Genomic DNA, 14297 nt, shown 5'->3' on the forward strand with positions numbered 1-14297 from the left:
CGGGCACCCTCCGGGGAACCGGCAGGGTGCCAAGGTGACAGCACTGTGACGGTTGTCGCTTCCCCGGCCGGCAGGGAACCGAACGGAACCGGGTGGGACCGGACGGGCGCTCAGCCGGTGTACTGGTAGGTGGCCGACGCCTGCTCGAACAGCCTGGTGACCTCGTCCCGCTCGGCCTCCGGGCCCCTGACCTGCACGATGTGGTACCGCCCCGAGATGAGGATCGCGACGTTGCGGACGTACAGCGCCCGCCCGTCGCCGCCGGTCCAGGTGAACTGCCCCTCGGCCATGGTCCGAGCGCCCACCGTCGTCGTGCGCAGCCCGGAGGCCGTCGCCCAGCTGGAGTCACGGTACGGTTGGAGCTCGCTCTCCTTCTCCCGCTGGTAGACCATCGGGTCGCTGCCGTTCGACGCCGCACTGTCGCGGCCGGGTACGACGATCAGCTCGAAGTCGCCGTGCGTGTACACGACCTGGCCGCGCCCGTTCTTCGGGGTGCGGTCCCAGCCGTTGGCCACGGCGACCCGGAAGCCGGCGTCGTCCGCGCGGACGGTGAACCCGTCGGCGGCCTGTGCCCCGGACCCGCCGGTCTGCGTCTGGGTGGCCTCCGCTCCCGAGGACGCGGAGGACGGGGAGGCGCCGGTGCCCGGCGAGGTCTGGTCGGGCCTGGGTTCGCTGCTCGCCTCGGGAGCCTGGCCGCCCGGTGCTCCGGTGGCCCCGGTCCGCTGGGAGCCGTCCGTACCGGCCGCGCCCTCCTCGTCCGCCTTGGGCATGAACATCAGGGCGTACGCGATCGCCCCGGCCAGCAGGAGCAGGATCAGCACCAGCAGGGTGCGGCCCAGGCTGCGGGGCGAACCGCTCGCCTCCGGCCGGCCGCGTTTGTGCCGCCCGTGGGTGGCGGGCAGACCGGCACGGCGTCTGCGCACCAGTTCGCCCCGGCGGCGGACGATCGGCAGCCGGCGCGGATCGGTCGGCGGCGCGGCGACGACGTACGTGCCCGCCTCCGGCTCCGGCGCGGACCGCACCAGCGAACGCAGCCAGCCCCGCAGTTCCTCGAAGCCGAGGCGCTCGGTCGGGTCCTGGCGCAGCAGCGACTCCACGACCGGCCTGAGCGGTCCGCACTCCTCCGCGAAGGCCGGCGGCTCGGCGCACACCATCTGCACCAGCTCGGCCGTCGACTCCTCCGGGTAGGGCGCATGCCCCTGTACGGCCCGGAAGAGCAGCGCGCCCAGCGCCCACAGGTCGGTCGCGGGACCGATCGGCGCGGCCAGCTGCCAGTTCTCGTGCACCGGCCCGGCCTGCTCGGGCGCCCAGCGTTCGGTGACCGGACCGACCACGGCCATCCGCGCCTGACGTGCTCGCTCGGCGGCCAACGCGGTGGCGGGCCCGCGCCGGGGCACGCTCCCGGGCGTCCCGGCCACCAGCTCGTCCCACCGGGCCCCGCCCCGCGCCTCGCCCGACGGCCCCTGGCCCTGGCCCTGTGCGGGCGCCTGAGCGCCGGGGACGGGCGTGAGCGAAGGGTGCGACGCCGGAGGGGCGGCATACGGTGCGCCGCCGGCACCGGGACCTGGACCGGCGGTGTGGAGGTGAGCGGGCCGGCCCTGGCCGTACCCGGCGGGGCCGGGCACGGGCGCGCCCGAGACGCCGTAGGGGTCGGCGATCTGCCCGGGGGGATTGCCTGCCGGGGTCCCGTGGCCGTCGTCGCCCGGGGTACGGGCGCCGGGCAGGGCCGCACGTCCGTTCTGCTGCGCCTCCTGGGCCTCCTGCACCCGGGCCGCCGCCCGCGCTCCCGCGCGGTACGCGGCGATCGCCCCGGCACGCGCGGCCCGGATGTCTCCGCCGGTCTCCACGGGCGCCCTGCGGGCCACCGCCCCGGACGCCCCGCCGCCACCGGACGGCTCACCCGCCGGCACCGGCAACGCGCCGGACGCCCGCGCCTCTATGGCGGCCCGCCGAGCGGCCTCGGGATCGACCGCACCGGTACCGAGCCCACCCCCACCGGGGCCGACCCCGACGGAACCGGCGAAACCACCGAAGCCGCCCGAGCCACCGGAACCGGCGGGGCCACCCGGGCCGCCGAGAGCGCCCGGTCCGTCCTGTCCCTGCCGGGGCTCAGGCGCGGAAGTCCGAGGCCCGACGACGCTCCCGCCGTGGCCGCCCGCGTCCCCGTTCCCCCGGGCCGCGGCCCGCTCACGCCCCGCCGCGTCCGGCGCCGGCACCGGGTCGTACCCGCACAGCGCCTCTTCCGCCGCGCCGACCGCCAGGCCGGTCAGCATGACCCGGCCGTCGTCGCAGACGAGGACCGTGCGCGCGGTGATGTTCCGGTGCACCCAGCCGTGAGCATGCAGCACCCGCAGTGCCATGAGCACGTCGGAGGCGACCTCGGCCGCGCGGTACGGCGTCAGGGGCTTCTCGGCGAGCAGTGCCGACAGCGGCCGTGCGGCCACCAGTTCACTCACTATCCACAGCGAGCCGCCCTCGGCGAACACGTCGAAGACCTGGTCGAGCCGCGGATGGTCGGGGATGCTCGCCGTGGCCTGCGCCGCCTCCATGGCACGCCGGACGACGGGGTCGGCGGGCCTTCGCGTCCCCTCGCCCGCACCCACGCCCCGTGGCCTCGGCCCCCGTGCCCCGCGTTCGCGCGCCGTGAAGCCCTCGGGCAACCCCTCCGCGTCGAGTACCTCGGCCTCGACGACCTCCGGCAACGGCACCTGGCGGACCAGGACTTCCTGCCCGCTGTAGGTGTCGAAGGCGCGTGTCTCGGTGAGTTCGTACTCGTCGGAGGGCGGCAACGGCAGGCGGTAGCGGTCGACGAGTACTCGACCCGCGTAGTCGTCCACGTTGCCTCCCCCGGCCGCCCGGTCGGTCAATTCCGTTCGCGTTGCGTGCTGTTACAGCCGTATCCGGCCGTATAGCTGGATGCGTACGGTCCGCAAGCACTCACGATACGTGCCGGAGGCAACTCGCAAAGAGGGGATGCCAGATCTCACGCCCGAACACGGCCACTCGGCGGCCGCTACTTCTTGGGCGTGAACGTCTCCGTCAACGTCGTCCAGGTGGTCTGCCGCAGGTCGGTACCCCAGGCGGCGGACTTGGCCGTGTACATCAGCGCGTACCCGAGGCTGTCGTTCACGACGAAGCCGCGGTCGATGGTGCGGTACGCCGTCCCGCCGTCCGTGTAGGTGAACTCCCAGTCGGCCGTGTTCCAGCCGCGGTAGTCCACCGCCGCTATTCGGATCTTCTTGTACTGAGAGCGCGTCATGTAGCGCTCCTGGTTCTTCCAGTCGGCGACGGGATCGCCCTTGGGCGTGGTCGTCCAGGCGACGAGCAGCTTCTGTCCGTCGGGCCCGGTGAAACGGTCACCCGCGGAGTCCGAGGACTGGTACTTCCACCCCGTGGGCAGCCCGATCGAGTACCCCTGACCGCCCTTGTGCGTCGTCGTCCTGCTGTCCCCGGACGCGGAGACGCCGGATCCGGCGCCCCCGGCCGCGGAGGTGTCGCCCGACGCGGAACCGGAGGACGCGGCCGCGGACTCCAAGGACGATCCGTCCGTACGGGTCCCGCTGTCCTCGTCCTCCTTGGTGTCGGCGCTCGCACTCGCGCTCCCGCCGGCCACCGTCCGGGAACCGCCGCCGCCCTTCGCGCCGCCTGCGGTGTCGTCGCCACCACCGAGAGTGAGGGCCAGCACGGTACCGAGCACCGCGAGCGCCACCACGACGGCGATGATCACCAGCGTCCGCTTGGGCACCACATCGGTCAGCGGCGCCCTGGGCACGGACCGCGGCGGTAGATCCGGCGGCGTCATCACGGGCCACCCGGAACTCCGCCCGGCACCCCCGCCATTGCCCCCGGAACCAGCACCGGCACCCACGCCGCTGCCCGCACCCGCACCCGCACCTGTGCCCGAACCGGAACCGGAACCGGAACGCGCCGCCGGTACGGACGGCGAAGCCTGCGCCGCACCGGACACCGGCCTGGACGCCGAGGTCGGCGCCGACCCCGTCGTGGCCCGGGAGGCCGGGGCCGGGGGCGCGGCGGCGGACGGAGCGGCGGCGGAAGCGGTGGCCCCGCTACCCCGGCCCGCACCACCCTGCTGCGCACCGCTCTTCCGCGTCTCGGGCGCCCCCACGGAACCGGAAGCGGTTGTGCCGTTAGTCGACTTGGCGCGGGCCGCGGCCGCCGAGGTCGCGGCGCCCGCCGCGACGGCGGCCTTGCGCACGGAGCGGAACGCGCCGCGCAGCTTCTCGCCCGCCTCGGCGCCCGCCGAACTGCCCCTGCCTCCGGCGGCGTCCGGCAGCACCGGCAACGGCACGACCTTCGTCGCGTCCGCCGGCTCGGAGTGCCGCGGCTCGGGCGCGTGCAGCACCGCGTTGAACATCGCCCGCGCACCGGCATCGTCGAGCCGCCGCGCGGGATCCTTGGTGAGCAGGCCGTAGATGACGTCCTTCAGCGGACCCGCGTTCTTCGGCTCCTCCAACTGCTCGGTCATCACCGCGGTGAGCGTGGCGATCGCCGAACCCTTGTCGTACGGGGGCGAGCCTTCGACCGCCGCGTACAGCAGACCGCCGAGCGACCACAGGTCGGCCGCCGGGCCCGGCTTGTGACCGCGGGCCCGCTCCGGGGAGATGTACGAGGGCGCGCCCACGAGCATGCCGGTGGAGGTGATCGACGGGTCGCCCTCGACCTGCGCGATACCGAAGTCGGTGAGCACGACCCGGCCGTCCTCGGCGATCAGCACGTTCGACGGCTTCACGTCACGGTGCAGGATGCCCTCGCGGTGCGCCGAACGCAGCACGTCGAGAATGGCCAGCCCGACCTCCGCCGCACGCTTCGGCTCCAGCACGCCGTCCTCACGGATGACCTCGGCGAGCGACTTGCCCTCGACGAGTTCCATCACGATCCACGGCCGGTCGTCCTCCTCGACCACGTCGAAGACCGTCACCGCGCTGTTGTTGCGGATCCGCGCGATGGCCTTCGCCTCGCGCAGCGTCCGCGTGATCAGCCGGCGCTTCTCGTCCTCGTCGATGTTCCCCGGGAACCGCAGCTCCTTGACGGCGACCGTGCGTCCGAGGGTCTCGTCCTCGGCGCGCCACACCGTCCCCATGCCGCCGCGGCCGAGTACGTCTCCCAGCCGGTACCGCCCGGCGAGGAGACGTGCGCTCTTGTCCTGACGGGATGCTCCCGCCCGCTCCGCCTCCGACATGCGTCCCCTCATGCAACCCGCCCTGACAGAGCCTCCATTGTCCCTCACCCGACAAGTGCCCGACGCCCAGGGTGCCTCTCATCCCCTCCCGGCCGCACTCAGGAGCGGTGAATTCCGGCCAGAAGGTGCAGCACGCTCCGGCCACGGAGCCCCCACGAGCCCCTTTCGTCGGGCGGGGACCCGATGAAGTGAGGCGCGACCGGCCCTGGATGATGAGCCTGCCGGGAGTGAAGAGAAGAAGGGAGGAGCCGTGATGCGACCGCTTCGCAGCATGGTGGCCGTACCCGTGTCCCTCGCGCTCCTCGGCCTGTTCACGACCGGCTCACAGGCGACCCCCGTGCCCGCCACGGACTCTCTCCTCCCGCTGCTCCTCACCCGGGGCAAGGCGCCCGCCGCCGCCCTGCTGGCCCGTGAGGAGAGCGGCACCCGCTACGCGGAGGCGGGCCCGGGCGTCTCCCGGTCCGACCACTTCCGGGCCGGCAGCATCACGAAGACCTTCCTCGCGACCCTCGTGCTCCAACTGGCCGCCGAGCACCGGCTGTCACTGTCCGACACGGTGGAGTCGCATCTGCCGGGTCTGGTGCGCGGGGCGGGCAACGACGGGCGCGCGCTGACCCTGCGTTCCCTGCTCACCCACACCAGTGGCCTGTACGACTTCACCCGGGACACCGAGGGCACCGTCCCCGTGCTCCCGCTGCAAGCCGTCCGTATCGCTGTCACCCACCCTCCGGCCGACCGCGGCCGCTTCGCCTACTCCAACACCAACTACGTCCTGCTCGGCCTGGTGGTCGAGCAGGTCACCGGCCGCTCGTACGCCACGGAGGCGGAGCGGCGGATCATCGCTCCCCTGCGCCTGACGGGCACCTCCTTCCCCGGCTCCCGCACCTCTCTGCCCTCCCCGCACGGCCGCGCCTACGACCCGGACGGGACCGATGTCACCGAACTCGACCCGCGGGTGGCCGGGGCCGCGGGCGAACTGGTGACCACACTCACCGACCTGGACCGCTTCTACGCGGCGCTGCTCGGCGGCGAACTGCTGCCCCCGCGCCGGCTGCGCGAGATGCTCGACACCCGTACCGCACACGGCTCGTACGGCATGGGTCTGTTCCCCGCGAAGCTCCCGTGCGGCGTCACGGTGTGGGGGCACAACGGCCGGATCTCCGGCAGCTACGTGCGCACCGCGGCCACCGTCGACGGTCGGCGTGTCCTCACGTTTCGGGTGAACACGACGGCGATCGCAGACCCCGCCCTCGAACCGGCCCTGCTCGCCGCCGAGTTCTGCCCTCGCAATCCGTAGAACGAGCCGGCGCCGAACGGAGATCCCGGATCGCTACACCCGTTCGAGTGAAACGACCACGCGAAAGCCGAACCCGGCCGGACCCGGCCCGACGCGGCCGGGCAGGACTCGGACAGGGCCAGGTCAGGACCCGGACGGGGACGGGGCAGGACCCGGACGGGGACCGGGCAGGACCCGAGCAGGCAAGGGAACGGAACGTCAGAGCTGCACGATGTCCGGTGCTCCCAGGCGTGCCGCGTCCGCCGTCAGGTCGTCGGGCTGGCGCTGGGACTCGCGCTCGGCCTCCACCCGCTTCTCGTAGTGCTGGACCTCGCGGTCGATGTGGTCCTTGTCCCAGCCGAGGACCCTCGCCATCAGCTCGGCGGCCTCTCGGGCGCTGCGCGTGCCGCGGTCGAAGGTCTCGATGGAGATGCGGGTGCGGCGCGTCAGGACGTCGTCCAGGTGGCGCGCTCCCTCGTGCGAGGCGGCGTAGACGATCTCGGCGCGCAGGTAGTCGTCGGCGAACTGGAGCGGCTCGCCCAGCGTCGGGTCGGCGGCGATGAGGTCCAGCACCTCCTCCGCCATCGCCCCGAAGCGGTTCAGCAGATGCTCCACCCGCACCACGTGCAGCCCGGTCCGCGCGGCGATCCGCGCCCGCGCGTTCCACAGCGCCCGGTAGCCCTCCGCGCCCATCAGCGGCACGTCCTCCGTGACGCAGTCGGCGACCCGCTGGTCGAGCCCGCGCACCGCCTCGTCGACGGCGTCCTTCGCCATCACCCGGTAGGTCGTGTACTTGCCGCCCGCCACGACCACCAGGCCCGGCACCGGATGCGCGACGGTGTGCTCCCGCGACAGCTTGCTGGTGGCGTCGGACTCGCCGGCCAGCAGCGGCCGCAGCCCGGCGTACACGCCCTCGACGTCGTCGCGGGTCAACGGCACCCGCAGGACCGAGTTCACATGCTCCAGCAGATAGTCGATGTCCGCGCTGGAGGCGGCCGGGTGGGCCTTGTCGAGGTCCCAGTCGGTGTCGGTGGTGCCGATGATCCAGTGCCGGCCCCACGGGATGACGAACAGCACGGACTTCTCGGTGCGCAGGATCAGGCCGGTGGACGAACTGATCCGGTCCCTCGGCACGACGAGGTGGATGCCTTTGGACGCGCGGACGTGGAACTGCCCGCGCTCTCCCACCATCGCCTGGGTGTCGTCGGTCCACACACCTGTGGCGTTGACGACCTGCCGGGCGCGGATCTCGTACTCCCCACCGCCCTCGACGTCCTGTACCCGCGCGCCGACGACACGTTCGCCCTCGCGAAGGAAGCCCGTCACCCGCGCGCGGTTGGCCGCCTTGGCCCCGTAGGCCACGGCCGTGCGTACGAGGGTGGCGACGAAGCGGGCGTCGTCCATCTGGGCGTCGTAGTACTGCAACGCGCCGACCAGCGCGTCCTTCTTCAAGGCGGGGGCGACCCGCAGGGCGTGACCGCGGGTCAGGTGGCGGTGCGTCGGCAGGCCCCTGCCGTGCCCGCGGGCCATGGACATCGCGTCGTAGAGCGCGACGCCCGAACCGGCGTACAGCCGTTCCCAGCCCTTGTGCTGGAGCGGGTACAGGAAGGGCACGGGCTTCACGAGGTGCGGAGCGAGCCGCTCCAGCAGCAGCCCGCGCTCCTTCAGCGCCTCCCGTACGAGCGCGAAGTCGAGCATCTCCAGATAGCGCAGGCCACCGTGGATCAGCTTGCTCGACCGGCTCGACGTGCCCGACGCCCAGTCGCGCGCCTCGACCAGCCCCGTGGACAGGCCGCGCGTCACGGCGTCCAGGGCGGTGCCCGCGCCGACCACACCGGCTCCCACCACCAGCACGTCCAGCTCCCGCTCGGCCATGGCTGCCAGTGACTCGGCTCGCTGTGCCGGCCCCAGTGTCGCTGTCCTCACCGCTGCCTCCCGCTGTAGGTCGCGCCGGCCGCACCCTCAGGGCGAGATCCGGTTCGTATCCCTCATGCCCAAATTCTGACCTTGATGCCCGGCTTCAGCCACCACTCGCCCCCAGCCTGTGGACAACTCTCACGGAACCCGAACCGGCCTTCCGGAGAACACGGCGGAGAACGCGGCGGAGAAGACGGCGGACGACACGGCCGGTCACCGCCGGTCGGCACACCGCCCGAGCAGGCCGGTCGACACAACCGGCCAACACAGTCGATCAATCCCGCATAACGGTCATATTTACTCCTAGTCTGACATTGCGCTCGTCCACTCTGTCCACCGGGCTTGCGCACCTGTCCCACCTCGGTTACTGGGAAGGACGGCATACGCCATGCCCGCAGATCTCGCCGTCATCGGACTCGGCCCGTTCGGCCTGCCCCTGGCCCAGGCCGCCGTGGCCGCCGGAATCCCCACCATCGGCTACCGCACCGGCCCCGAGGCCGGCTCCCTCAGCCCCGCCGAACTGCGCCGGATGCTCTCGGGAGGCTTTCGGCCCGCCACCAACCCGGCAGAGCTCGGCCGGGTGCGCACCGCCGTCATCTGCGCCCCCACCCCGCGCGACGCGGACGGCGGACTGGACCTGAGCCAGCTGGAGACGGCCGCCCGCACCCTCGCCGGGCACCTGCGCCCGCACACCACCGTGATCCTCGAGTCGCCCGTGTACCCCGGGGCCACGGAGGAATTCCTGCGGCCGCTGCTGGAGGAGACCTCCGGCCTCCGCGCGGGACGCGACTTCCACCTCGCCTACTCCCCCAGCCGGGTCGACCCCGGCAGCCGCGCCTTCAACCCGGCCAACACCCCGAAGGTCATCGGCGGCCTCACCCCCGCCTGCACCGAGTCCGCCGCCGCCTTCTACAGCCGTCTCACCGACAAGGTGGTACGCGCGCGTGGCCTGCGAGAGGCCGAGACCGTGCAGCTCCTGGAGACCAACTTCCGGCACGTCAACATCGCCCTCGTCAACGAGATGGCCGTCCTCTGCCACGACCTGGGCGTCGACCTGTGGGACGTCGTCCGCTGCGCGGAGACCAAGCCCTTCGGCTTCGAGACCTTCCGCCCCGGCCCCGGCGTCGGCGGCCACTCCGTCCCCCTGGACCGCACCGGCCACCCCGGCAGCCCGCTGCGCATGGTCGAACTGGCCCAGCAGGTCAACAGCCGCATGCCCCGCTACGTCGTCCAGCGCGCCGCCGCCCTCCTCAACGAGCACGGCAAGTCGGCCCGGGGCGCACGCGTGCTGCTGCTCGGCGTCACCTACAAGCCGGACCTCGCCGACCAGCAGAACACCCCCGCGCGCGAGATCGCGATCCGCCTGATGGAGCTCGGCGCGGCCGTCAGCTACAACGATCCGCACGTCCCGTCCTGGAGCGTCCTGGACCGCCCGGTGCCGCGCGCCGACTCCCTCTACGAGGCCGCCGCCGACGCCGACCTGACGATCCTCCTCCAGCAGCACCGGACGTACGACCTCCAGGGCCTGTCGGTGAAGGCACAGCTGCTGCTGGACACGCGGGGTGCCACCCCCACGGGGGCGGCGCACCGGTTGTGAAACGGAGCGCGCACGGCCTCCTCGGGCTCCGGGGACTGGTGGCGTGCGCCACGGCCCGCCGGTAACGTACGGAACAGGCGGAGCCCACCGCAGCGGTCACTGCGGCAGGCTCCAGGATGGATCACGGAGTGTCCGCCCCTAGTTGGTATGGGGGCGGCCGCTCACCATCCGAAAACAGGCGGAGCCCACCGCAGTGGCCACTGCGGCAGGCTCCAGGATGGATCACGGAGTGTCCGCCCCTAGTTGCTATGGGGGCGGCCGCTCACCATCCGAAAAGACGCAAGATCCACCTCCTCCGGCACTGCACCGTCCGAAGACGGAGTCGGTCCCAGCGGGTGGGCTTGCGGTGACGTCCCATGGGCGCCCCCTTCCACGACGCCGCCATGACCCGGTGGACGGCACGTTCAGGAACTCGGGCCGGGCCCCGAGGGCCGGGGTCCGGAACCATGTCCTTGGAAGGGGGCACCCCACACAACTGGGGCGCCGACCCGGACGCTATCGCCCGCGACCGCCCTGACCAGCCCGGTTCCGCCCTGAACGCAACCGCGCGCCCCCGCTCCGCGTCACACGCCCCTGCCCGTCCGGGCATGCGGCAGGGGCCGGCCACCTCACCCGAGTGAGTTGACCGGCCCCTGCCGACGTCCTACGGAAAAAGCGCCTATCGCCGGTGCACCGAGTCCGCGACCGTCACCTCGACGCGCTGGAACTCCTTGAGCTCGCTGTAGCCGGTGGTGGCCATGGCGCGGCGCAGGGCGCCGAAGAGGTTCATCGAGCCGTCGGGCGTGTGCGAGGGGCCCGTGAGGACCTCCTCGATGGTGCCGACCGTGCCGAGGTCGACCTTCTGCCCACGCGGCAGCTCCTCGTTGACCGCCTCCATGCCCCAGTGGTGGCCGCGGCCCGGCGCGTCGGTCGCGCGCGCGAGCGGCGAGCCCATCATCACCGAGTCGGCGCCGCAGGCGATCGCCTTGGCCAGGTCGCCGGACCAGCCGACGCCGCCGTCCGCGATCACGTGCACGTACCGGCCGCCGGACTCGTCCATGTAGTCGCGGCGGGCCGCCGCCACGTCCGCGACCGCCGTCGCCATCGGGACCTGGATGCCCAGCACGTTGCGCGTGGTGTGCGCCGCGCCGCCGCCGAAGCCGACCAGGACGCCCGCCGCGCCCGTGCGCATCAGGTGCAGGGCCGCCGTGTAGGTGGCGCAGCCGCCGACGATCACCGGCACGTCGAGCTCGTAGATGAACTGCTTCAGGTTCAGCGGCTCGTGCGAGCCGGAGACGTGCTCCGCCGACACGGTCGTGCCGCGGATGACGAAGATGTCCACGCCCGCGTCCACGACGGCCTTGGAGAACTGGGCCGTGCGCTGCGGGGAGAGCGCGGCCGCGGTGACCACGCCCGAGTCGCGCACCTCCTTGATGCGCTGCCCGATCAGCTCCTCCTTGATGGGGGCCGCGTAGATCTCCTGGAGGCGGCGGGTCGCGGTCTCCGCGTCCAGCTCGACGATCTCGTCGAGCAGCGGCTGCGGGTCCTCGTGCCGGGTCCACAGGCCCTCGAGGTTGAGGACGCCGAGGCCGCCCAGCTCGCCGATGCGGATGGCGGTGGCCGGGGAGACGACCGAGTCCATGGGGGCGGCCAGGAAGGGCAGCTCGAACCGGTAGGCGTCGATCTGCCAGGCGATCGAGACCTCCTTCGGGTCCCGGGTACGGCGGCTGGGGACGACGGCGATGTCGTCGAAGGCGTACGCCCGGCGGCCGCGCTTGCCGCGCCCGATCTCGATCTCAGTCACGTGTGTGGCCTTTCCCTGATGCGTTGCAGCGTCTTCCAGTATCGCCGACGGGTACGACAAGGGCGGCCCCGGAGTCTCCGGGACCGCCCTCGGTACGCCTTACGAACGCTTCACGCGCGCGTGGGGGTCACTTGCGGCTGTAGTTCGGCGCCTCGACCGTCATCTGGATGTCGTGCGGGTGGCTCTCCTTCAGGCCCGCGGACGTGATCCGGACGAAGCGGCCGTTGTCCTGGAGCTCCGGCACGGTCCGGCCGCCGACGTAGAACATCGACTGACGCAGACCGCCGACCAGCTGGTGGACGACGGAGGACAGCGGGCCGCGGTAGGGCACCTGGCCCTCGATGCCCTCGGGGATCAGCTGCTCGTCGGAGGCGACGCCCTCCTGGAAGTAGCGGTCCTTGGAGAACGACTTGCGCTCACCGCGGGTCTGCATGGCGCCCAGGGAGCCCATGCCGCGGTACGACTTGAACTGCTTGCCGTTGATGAACAGCAGCTCGCCCGGCGACTCCTCGCAGCCCGCCAGCAGCGAACCCAGCATCACCGTGTCGGCGCCCGCGACCAGGGCCTTGGCGATGTCGCCGGAGTACTGCAGGCCGCCGTCGCCGATGACCGGGACTCCGGCCTCCTTGGCGGCGAGCGCGGCCTCGTAGATGGCGGTGACCTGCGGGACGCCGATGCCGGCGACCACGCGCGTCGTACAGATGGAGCCCGGACCGACGCCGACCTTGATGGCGTCGGCGCCCGCGTCCACCAGGGACTTGGCGCCGTCGCGGGTGGCGATGTTGCCGCCGATGACGTCCACTCGCGTGTGGTTCGACTTGATCTTGGCGATCATGTCGCCGACGAGCCGCGAGTGGCCGTGGGCGGTGTCCACGACGATGAAGTCGACGCCGCGCTCGATCAGGGCCTGGGCCCGCTCGAAGGAGTCACCGGCGACGCCGACGGCGGCGCCGACCAGCAGACGGCCCTCGGCGTCCTTCGCGGCGTGCGGGTACTTCTCCGCCTTGACGAAGTCCTTGACCGTGATGAGGCCCTTGAGCACGCCCTCGTCGTCGACCAGCGGAAGCTTCTCGATCTTGTGCTTGCGCAGCAGCTCCATGGCCTCGACACCGGAGATGCCGACCTTGCCGGTGACCAGCGGCATCGGCGTCATGACCTCGTGCACACGGCGCGTGCGGTCGGTCTCGAAGGCGATGTCGCGGTTGGTGACGATGCCGAGCAGCCGCTTGTTGCCGTCGGTGACCGGGACGCCGCTGATGCGGAACTTGCCGCACAGCGCGTCGGCCTCGGCGAGCGTGGCCTCCGGGTGGATGGTGATCGGGTCGGTCACCATGCCGGACTCGGAACGCTTCACGAGGTCGACCTGGTTGGCCTGGTCCTCGATGGAGAGATTGCGGTGCAGAACACCGACGCCGCCCTGACGGGCCATCGCGATCGCCATGCGCGATTCGGTGACCTTGTCCATGGCGGCGGACAGGAGCGGGATGTTCACCCGCACGTTCTTGGAGACGTACGAGGCGGTGTCGATCTCGTCGGGAGCCATGTCCGACGGGCCCGGCAGCAGCAGCACGTCGTCGTAGGTGAGCCCGAGGGTCGCGAATTTTCCGGGCACTCCGTCGACGTTGGCAGTCATGACACCTTCCCCAAATGGCCTTGATCGGTGCGGATGTCCATGCTAACGGGAAGCGCACCTCCCGAATTCCACGGTCGAGCGTGACTCCGGGCTTCGTATGTTCGCACGGAAACGGTCGGCGCCCTGTTCATCGACGCCTGTTCCGAAGGGGCTGCTGCGGACTGCTACTGCTCGGCGAGCGCGCGCAGTCTGCTCAGTGCCCGGTGCTGGGCCACGCGGACCGCTCCGGGTGACATTCCCAACATCTGGCCGGTCTCCTCGGCGGTGAGGCCCACGGCGATCCGCAGCAGGAGCAGCTCCCGCTGGTTCTCCGGCAGGTTGGCCATGAGCTTCTTGGCCCACTCGGCATCGCTGCTGAGCAGGGCGCGCTCCTCGGGGCCGAGTGAGTCGTCCGGCCGCTCGGGCATCTCGTCGGAGGGGACCGCCGTCGAGCCCGGGTGGCGCATCGCGGCGCGCTGGAGGTCGGCGACCTTGTGCGCGGCAATGGCGAAGACGAAGGCCTCGAAGGGCCTGCCGGTGTCCCGGTAACGGGGCAGCGCGAGGAGAACCGCGACACAGACCTCCTGGGCGAGGTCCTCCACGAAGTGGCGCGCGTCGCCGGGCAGCCGGGACAGCCGGGTGCGGCAGTAGCGCAGTGCCAGGGGGTGGACATGGGCCAGCAGGTCGTGGGTGGCCTGCTCGTCGCCATCCACGGCGCGATGGACGAGCGACCCGATCGTCCCCACGGCAGTGACCGCCTCGTCATCGCGCATCGGTCCATGGTGCACTGCGGCCGGACCGGCCGCGGCACCGTGCCCGTCGTTGTGCACCGAAGCGTTATGAGCAGGTGCGCCGGAACTCATCCCCTGCGCCCTCCCCTCCCGCTCGACCGACTCGTCCCCGAGGAACTCC

General features: G+C 72.2%; 8 protein-coding genes. 2 read left to right on the plus strand and 6 right to left on the minus strand.

Going from position 1 to position 14297, the window contains the following annotated elements:
- Positions 1 to 110 precede the first annotated feature (110 nt).
- Together OG933_RS18085 and OG933_RS18090 are read right to left on the minus strand one after the other, a co-directional pair.
- Entirely contained in the window at positions 111 to 2837 is a 2727-nt protein-coding gene (locus tag OG933_RS18085) for a protein kinase (RefSeq protein WP_405627844.1), read from the minus strand.
- A 176-nt stretch (positions 2838 to 3013) separates the two neighbouring features.
- Positions 3014 to 5200 (minus strand): serine/threonine-protein kinase, encoded by a 2187-nt coding sequence (locus tag OG933_RS18090; protein ID WP_405627846.1) that lies wholly within the window; start codon positions 5198 to 5200, stop codon positions 3014 to 3016.
- 253 nt (positions 5201 to 5453) lie between these two features.
- On the opposite strand from OG933_RS18090, the gene OG933_RS18095 reads away from it, so the two are divergent.
- Entirely contained in the window at positions 5454 to 6497 is a 1044-nt protein-coding gene (locus OG933_RS18095) for a serine hydrolase domain-containing protein (RefSeq protein ID WP_405627847.1), read from the plus strand.
- Between the two features lie 198 nt (positions 6498 to 6695).
- Here the strand turns inward: OG933_RS18095 and OG933_RS18100 are convergent, their stop codons facing one another.
- Entirely contained in the window at positions 6696 to 8402 is a 1707-nt protein-coding gene (locus OG933_RS18100; protein WP_362517779.1) for a glycerol-3-phosphate dehydrogenase/oxidase, read from the minus strand.
- A 379-nt stretch (positions 8403 to 8781) separates the two neighbouring features.
- Between OG933_RS18100 and OG933_RS18105 the strand changes: the two genes are divergently transcribed.
- Entirely contained in the window at positions 8782 to 9990 is a 1209-nt protein-coding gene (locus OG933_RS18105) for a nucleotide sugar dehydrogenase (protein WP_020132148.1), read from the plus strand.
- Between the two features lie 658 nt (positions 9991 to 10648).
- Here the strand turns inward: OG933_RS18105 and OG933_RS18110 are convergent.
- The 3 genes from OG933_RS18110 to OG933_RS18120 all read right to left on the minus strand — a co-directional run bounded on the left by OG933_RS18110 (position 10649) and on the right by OG933_RS18120 (position 14158).
- Positions 10649 to 11773: a GuaB3 family IMP dehydrogenase-related protein gene (locus OG933_RS18110; protein ID WP_020132149.1), complete on the minus strand. Its 1125-nt coding sequence runs from the start codon at positions 11771 to 11773 to the stop codon at positions 10649 to 10651.
- A gap of 127 nt (positions 11774 to 11900) precedes the next feature.
- Complete coding sequence (guaB, locus tag OG933_RS18115) at positions 11901 to 13406, minus strand: IMP dehydrogenase (RefSeq protein WP_020132150.1); 1506 nt, start codon at positions 13404 to 13406, stop codon at positions 11901 to 11903.
- Positions 13407 to 13570: 164 nt separating this feature from the next.
- Positions 13571 to 14158, minus strand: coding sequence for a sigma-70 family RNA polymerase sigma factor (locus OG933_RS18120; protein WP_028807228.1), 588 nt, complete (start codon positions 14156 to 14158; stop codon positions 13571 to 13573).
- Positions 14159 to 14297: the final 139 nt, after the last annotated feature.

Origin of the sequence: Streptomyces sp. NBC_00016 (assembly GCF_045040885.1) — a bacterium.
Taxonomy (GTDB): domain Bacteria; phylum Actinomycetota; class Actinomycetes; order Streptomycetales; family Streptomycetaceae; genus Streptomyces; species Streptomyces coriariae.

What these genes read in the sequence shown, in the direction of transcription:
- OG933_RS18120 (WP_028807228.1), bottom strand. Translation starts at nt 14,158, where the DNA reads ATGCGCGATGACGAGGCGGTCACTGCCGTGGGGACGATCGGGTCGCTC.
- guaB (WP_020132150.1), bottom strand. Translation starts at nt 13,406, where the DNA reads ATGACTGCCAACGTCGACGGAGTGCCCGGAAAATTCGCGACCCTCGGG.
- OG933_RS18105 (WP_020132148.1), top strand. Translation starts at nt 8,782, where the DNA reads ATGCCCGCAGATCTCGCCGTCATCGGACTCGGCCCGTTCGGCCTGCCC.
- OG933_RS18095 (WP_405627847.1), top strand. Translation starts at nt 5,454, where the DNA reads ATGCGACCGCTTCGCAGCATGGTGGCCGTACCCGTGTCCCTCGCGCTC.
- OG933_RS18090 (WP_405627846.1), bottom strand. Translation starts at nt 5,200, where the DNA reads ATGTCGGAGGCGGAGCGGGCGGGAGCATCCCGTCAGGACAAGAGCGCA.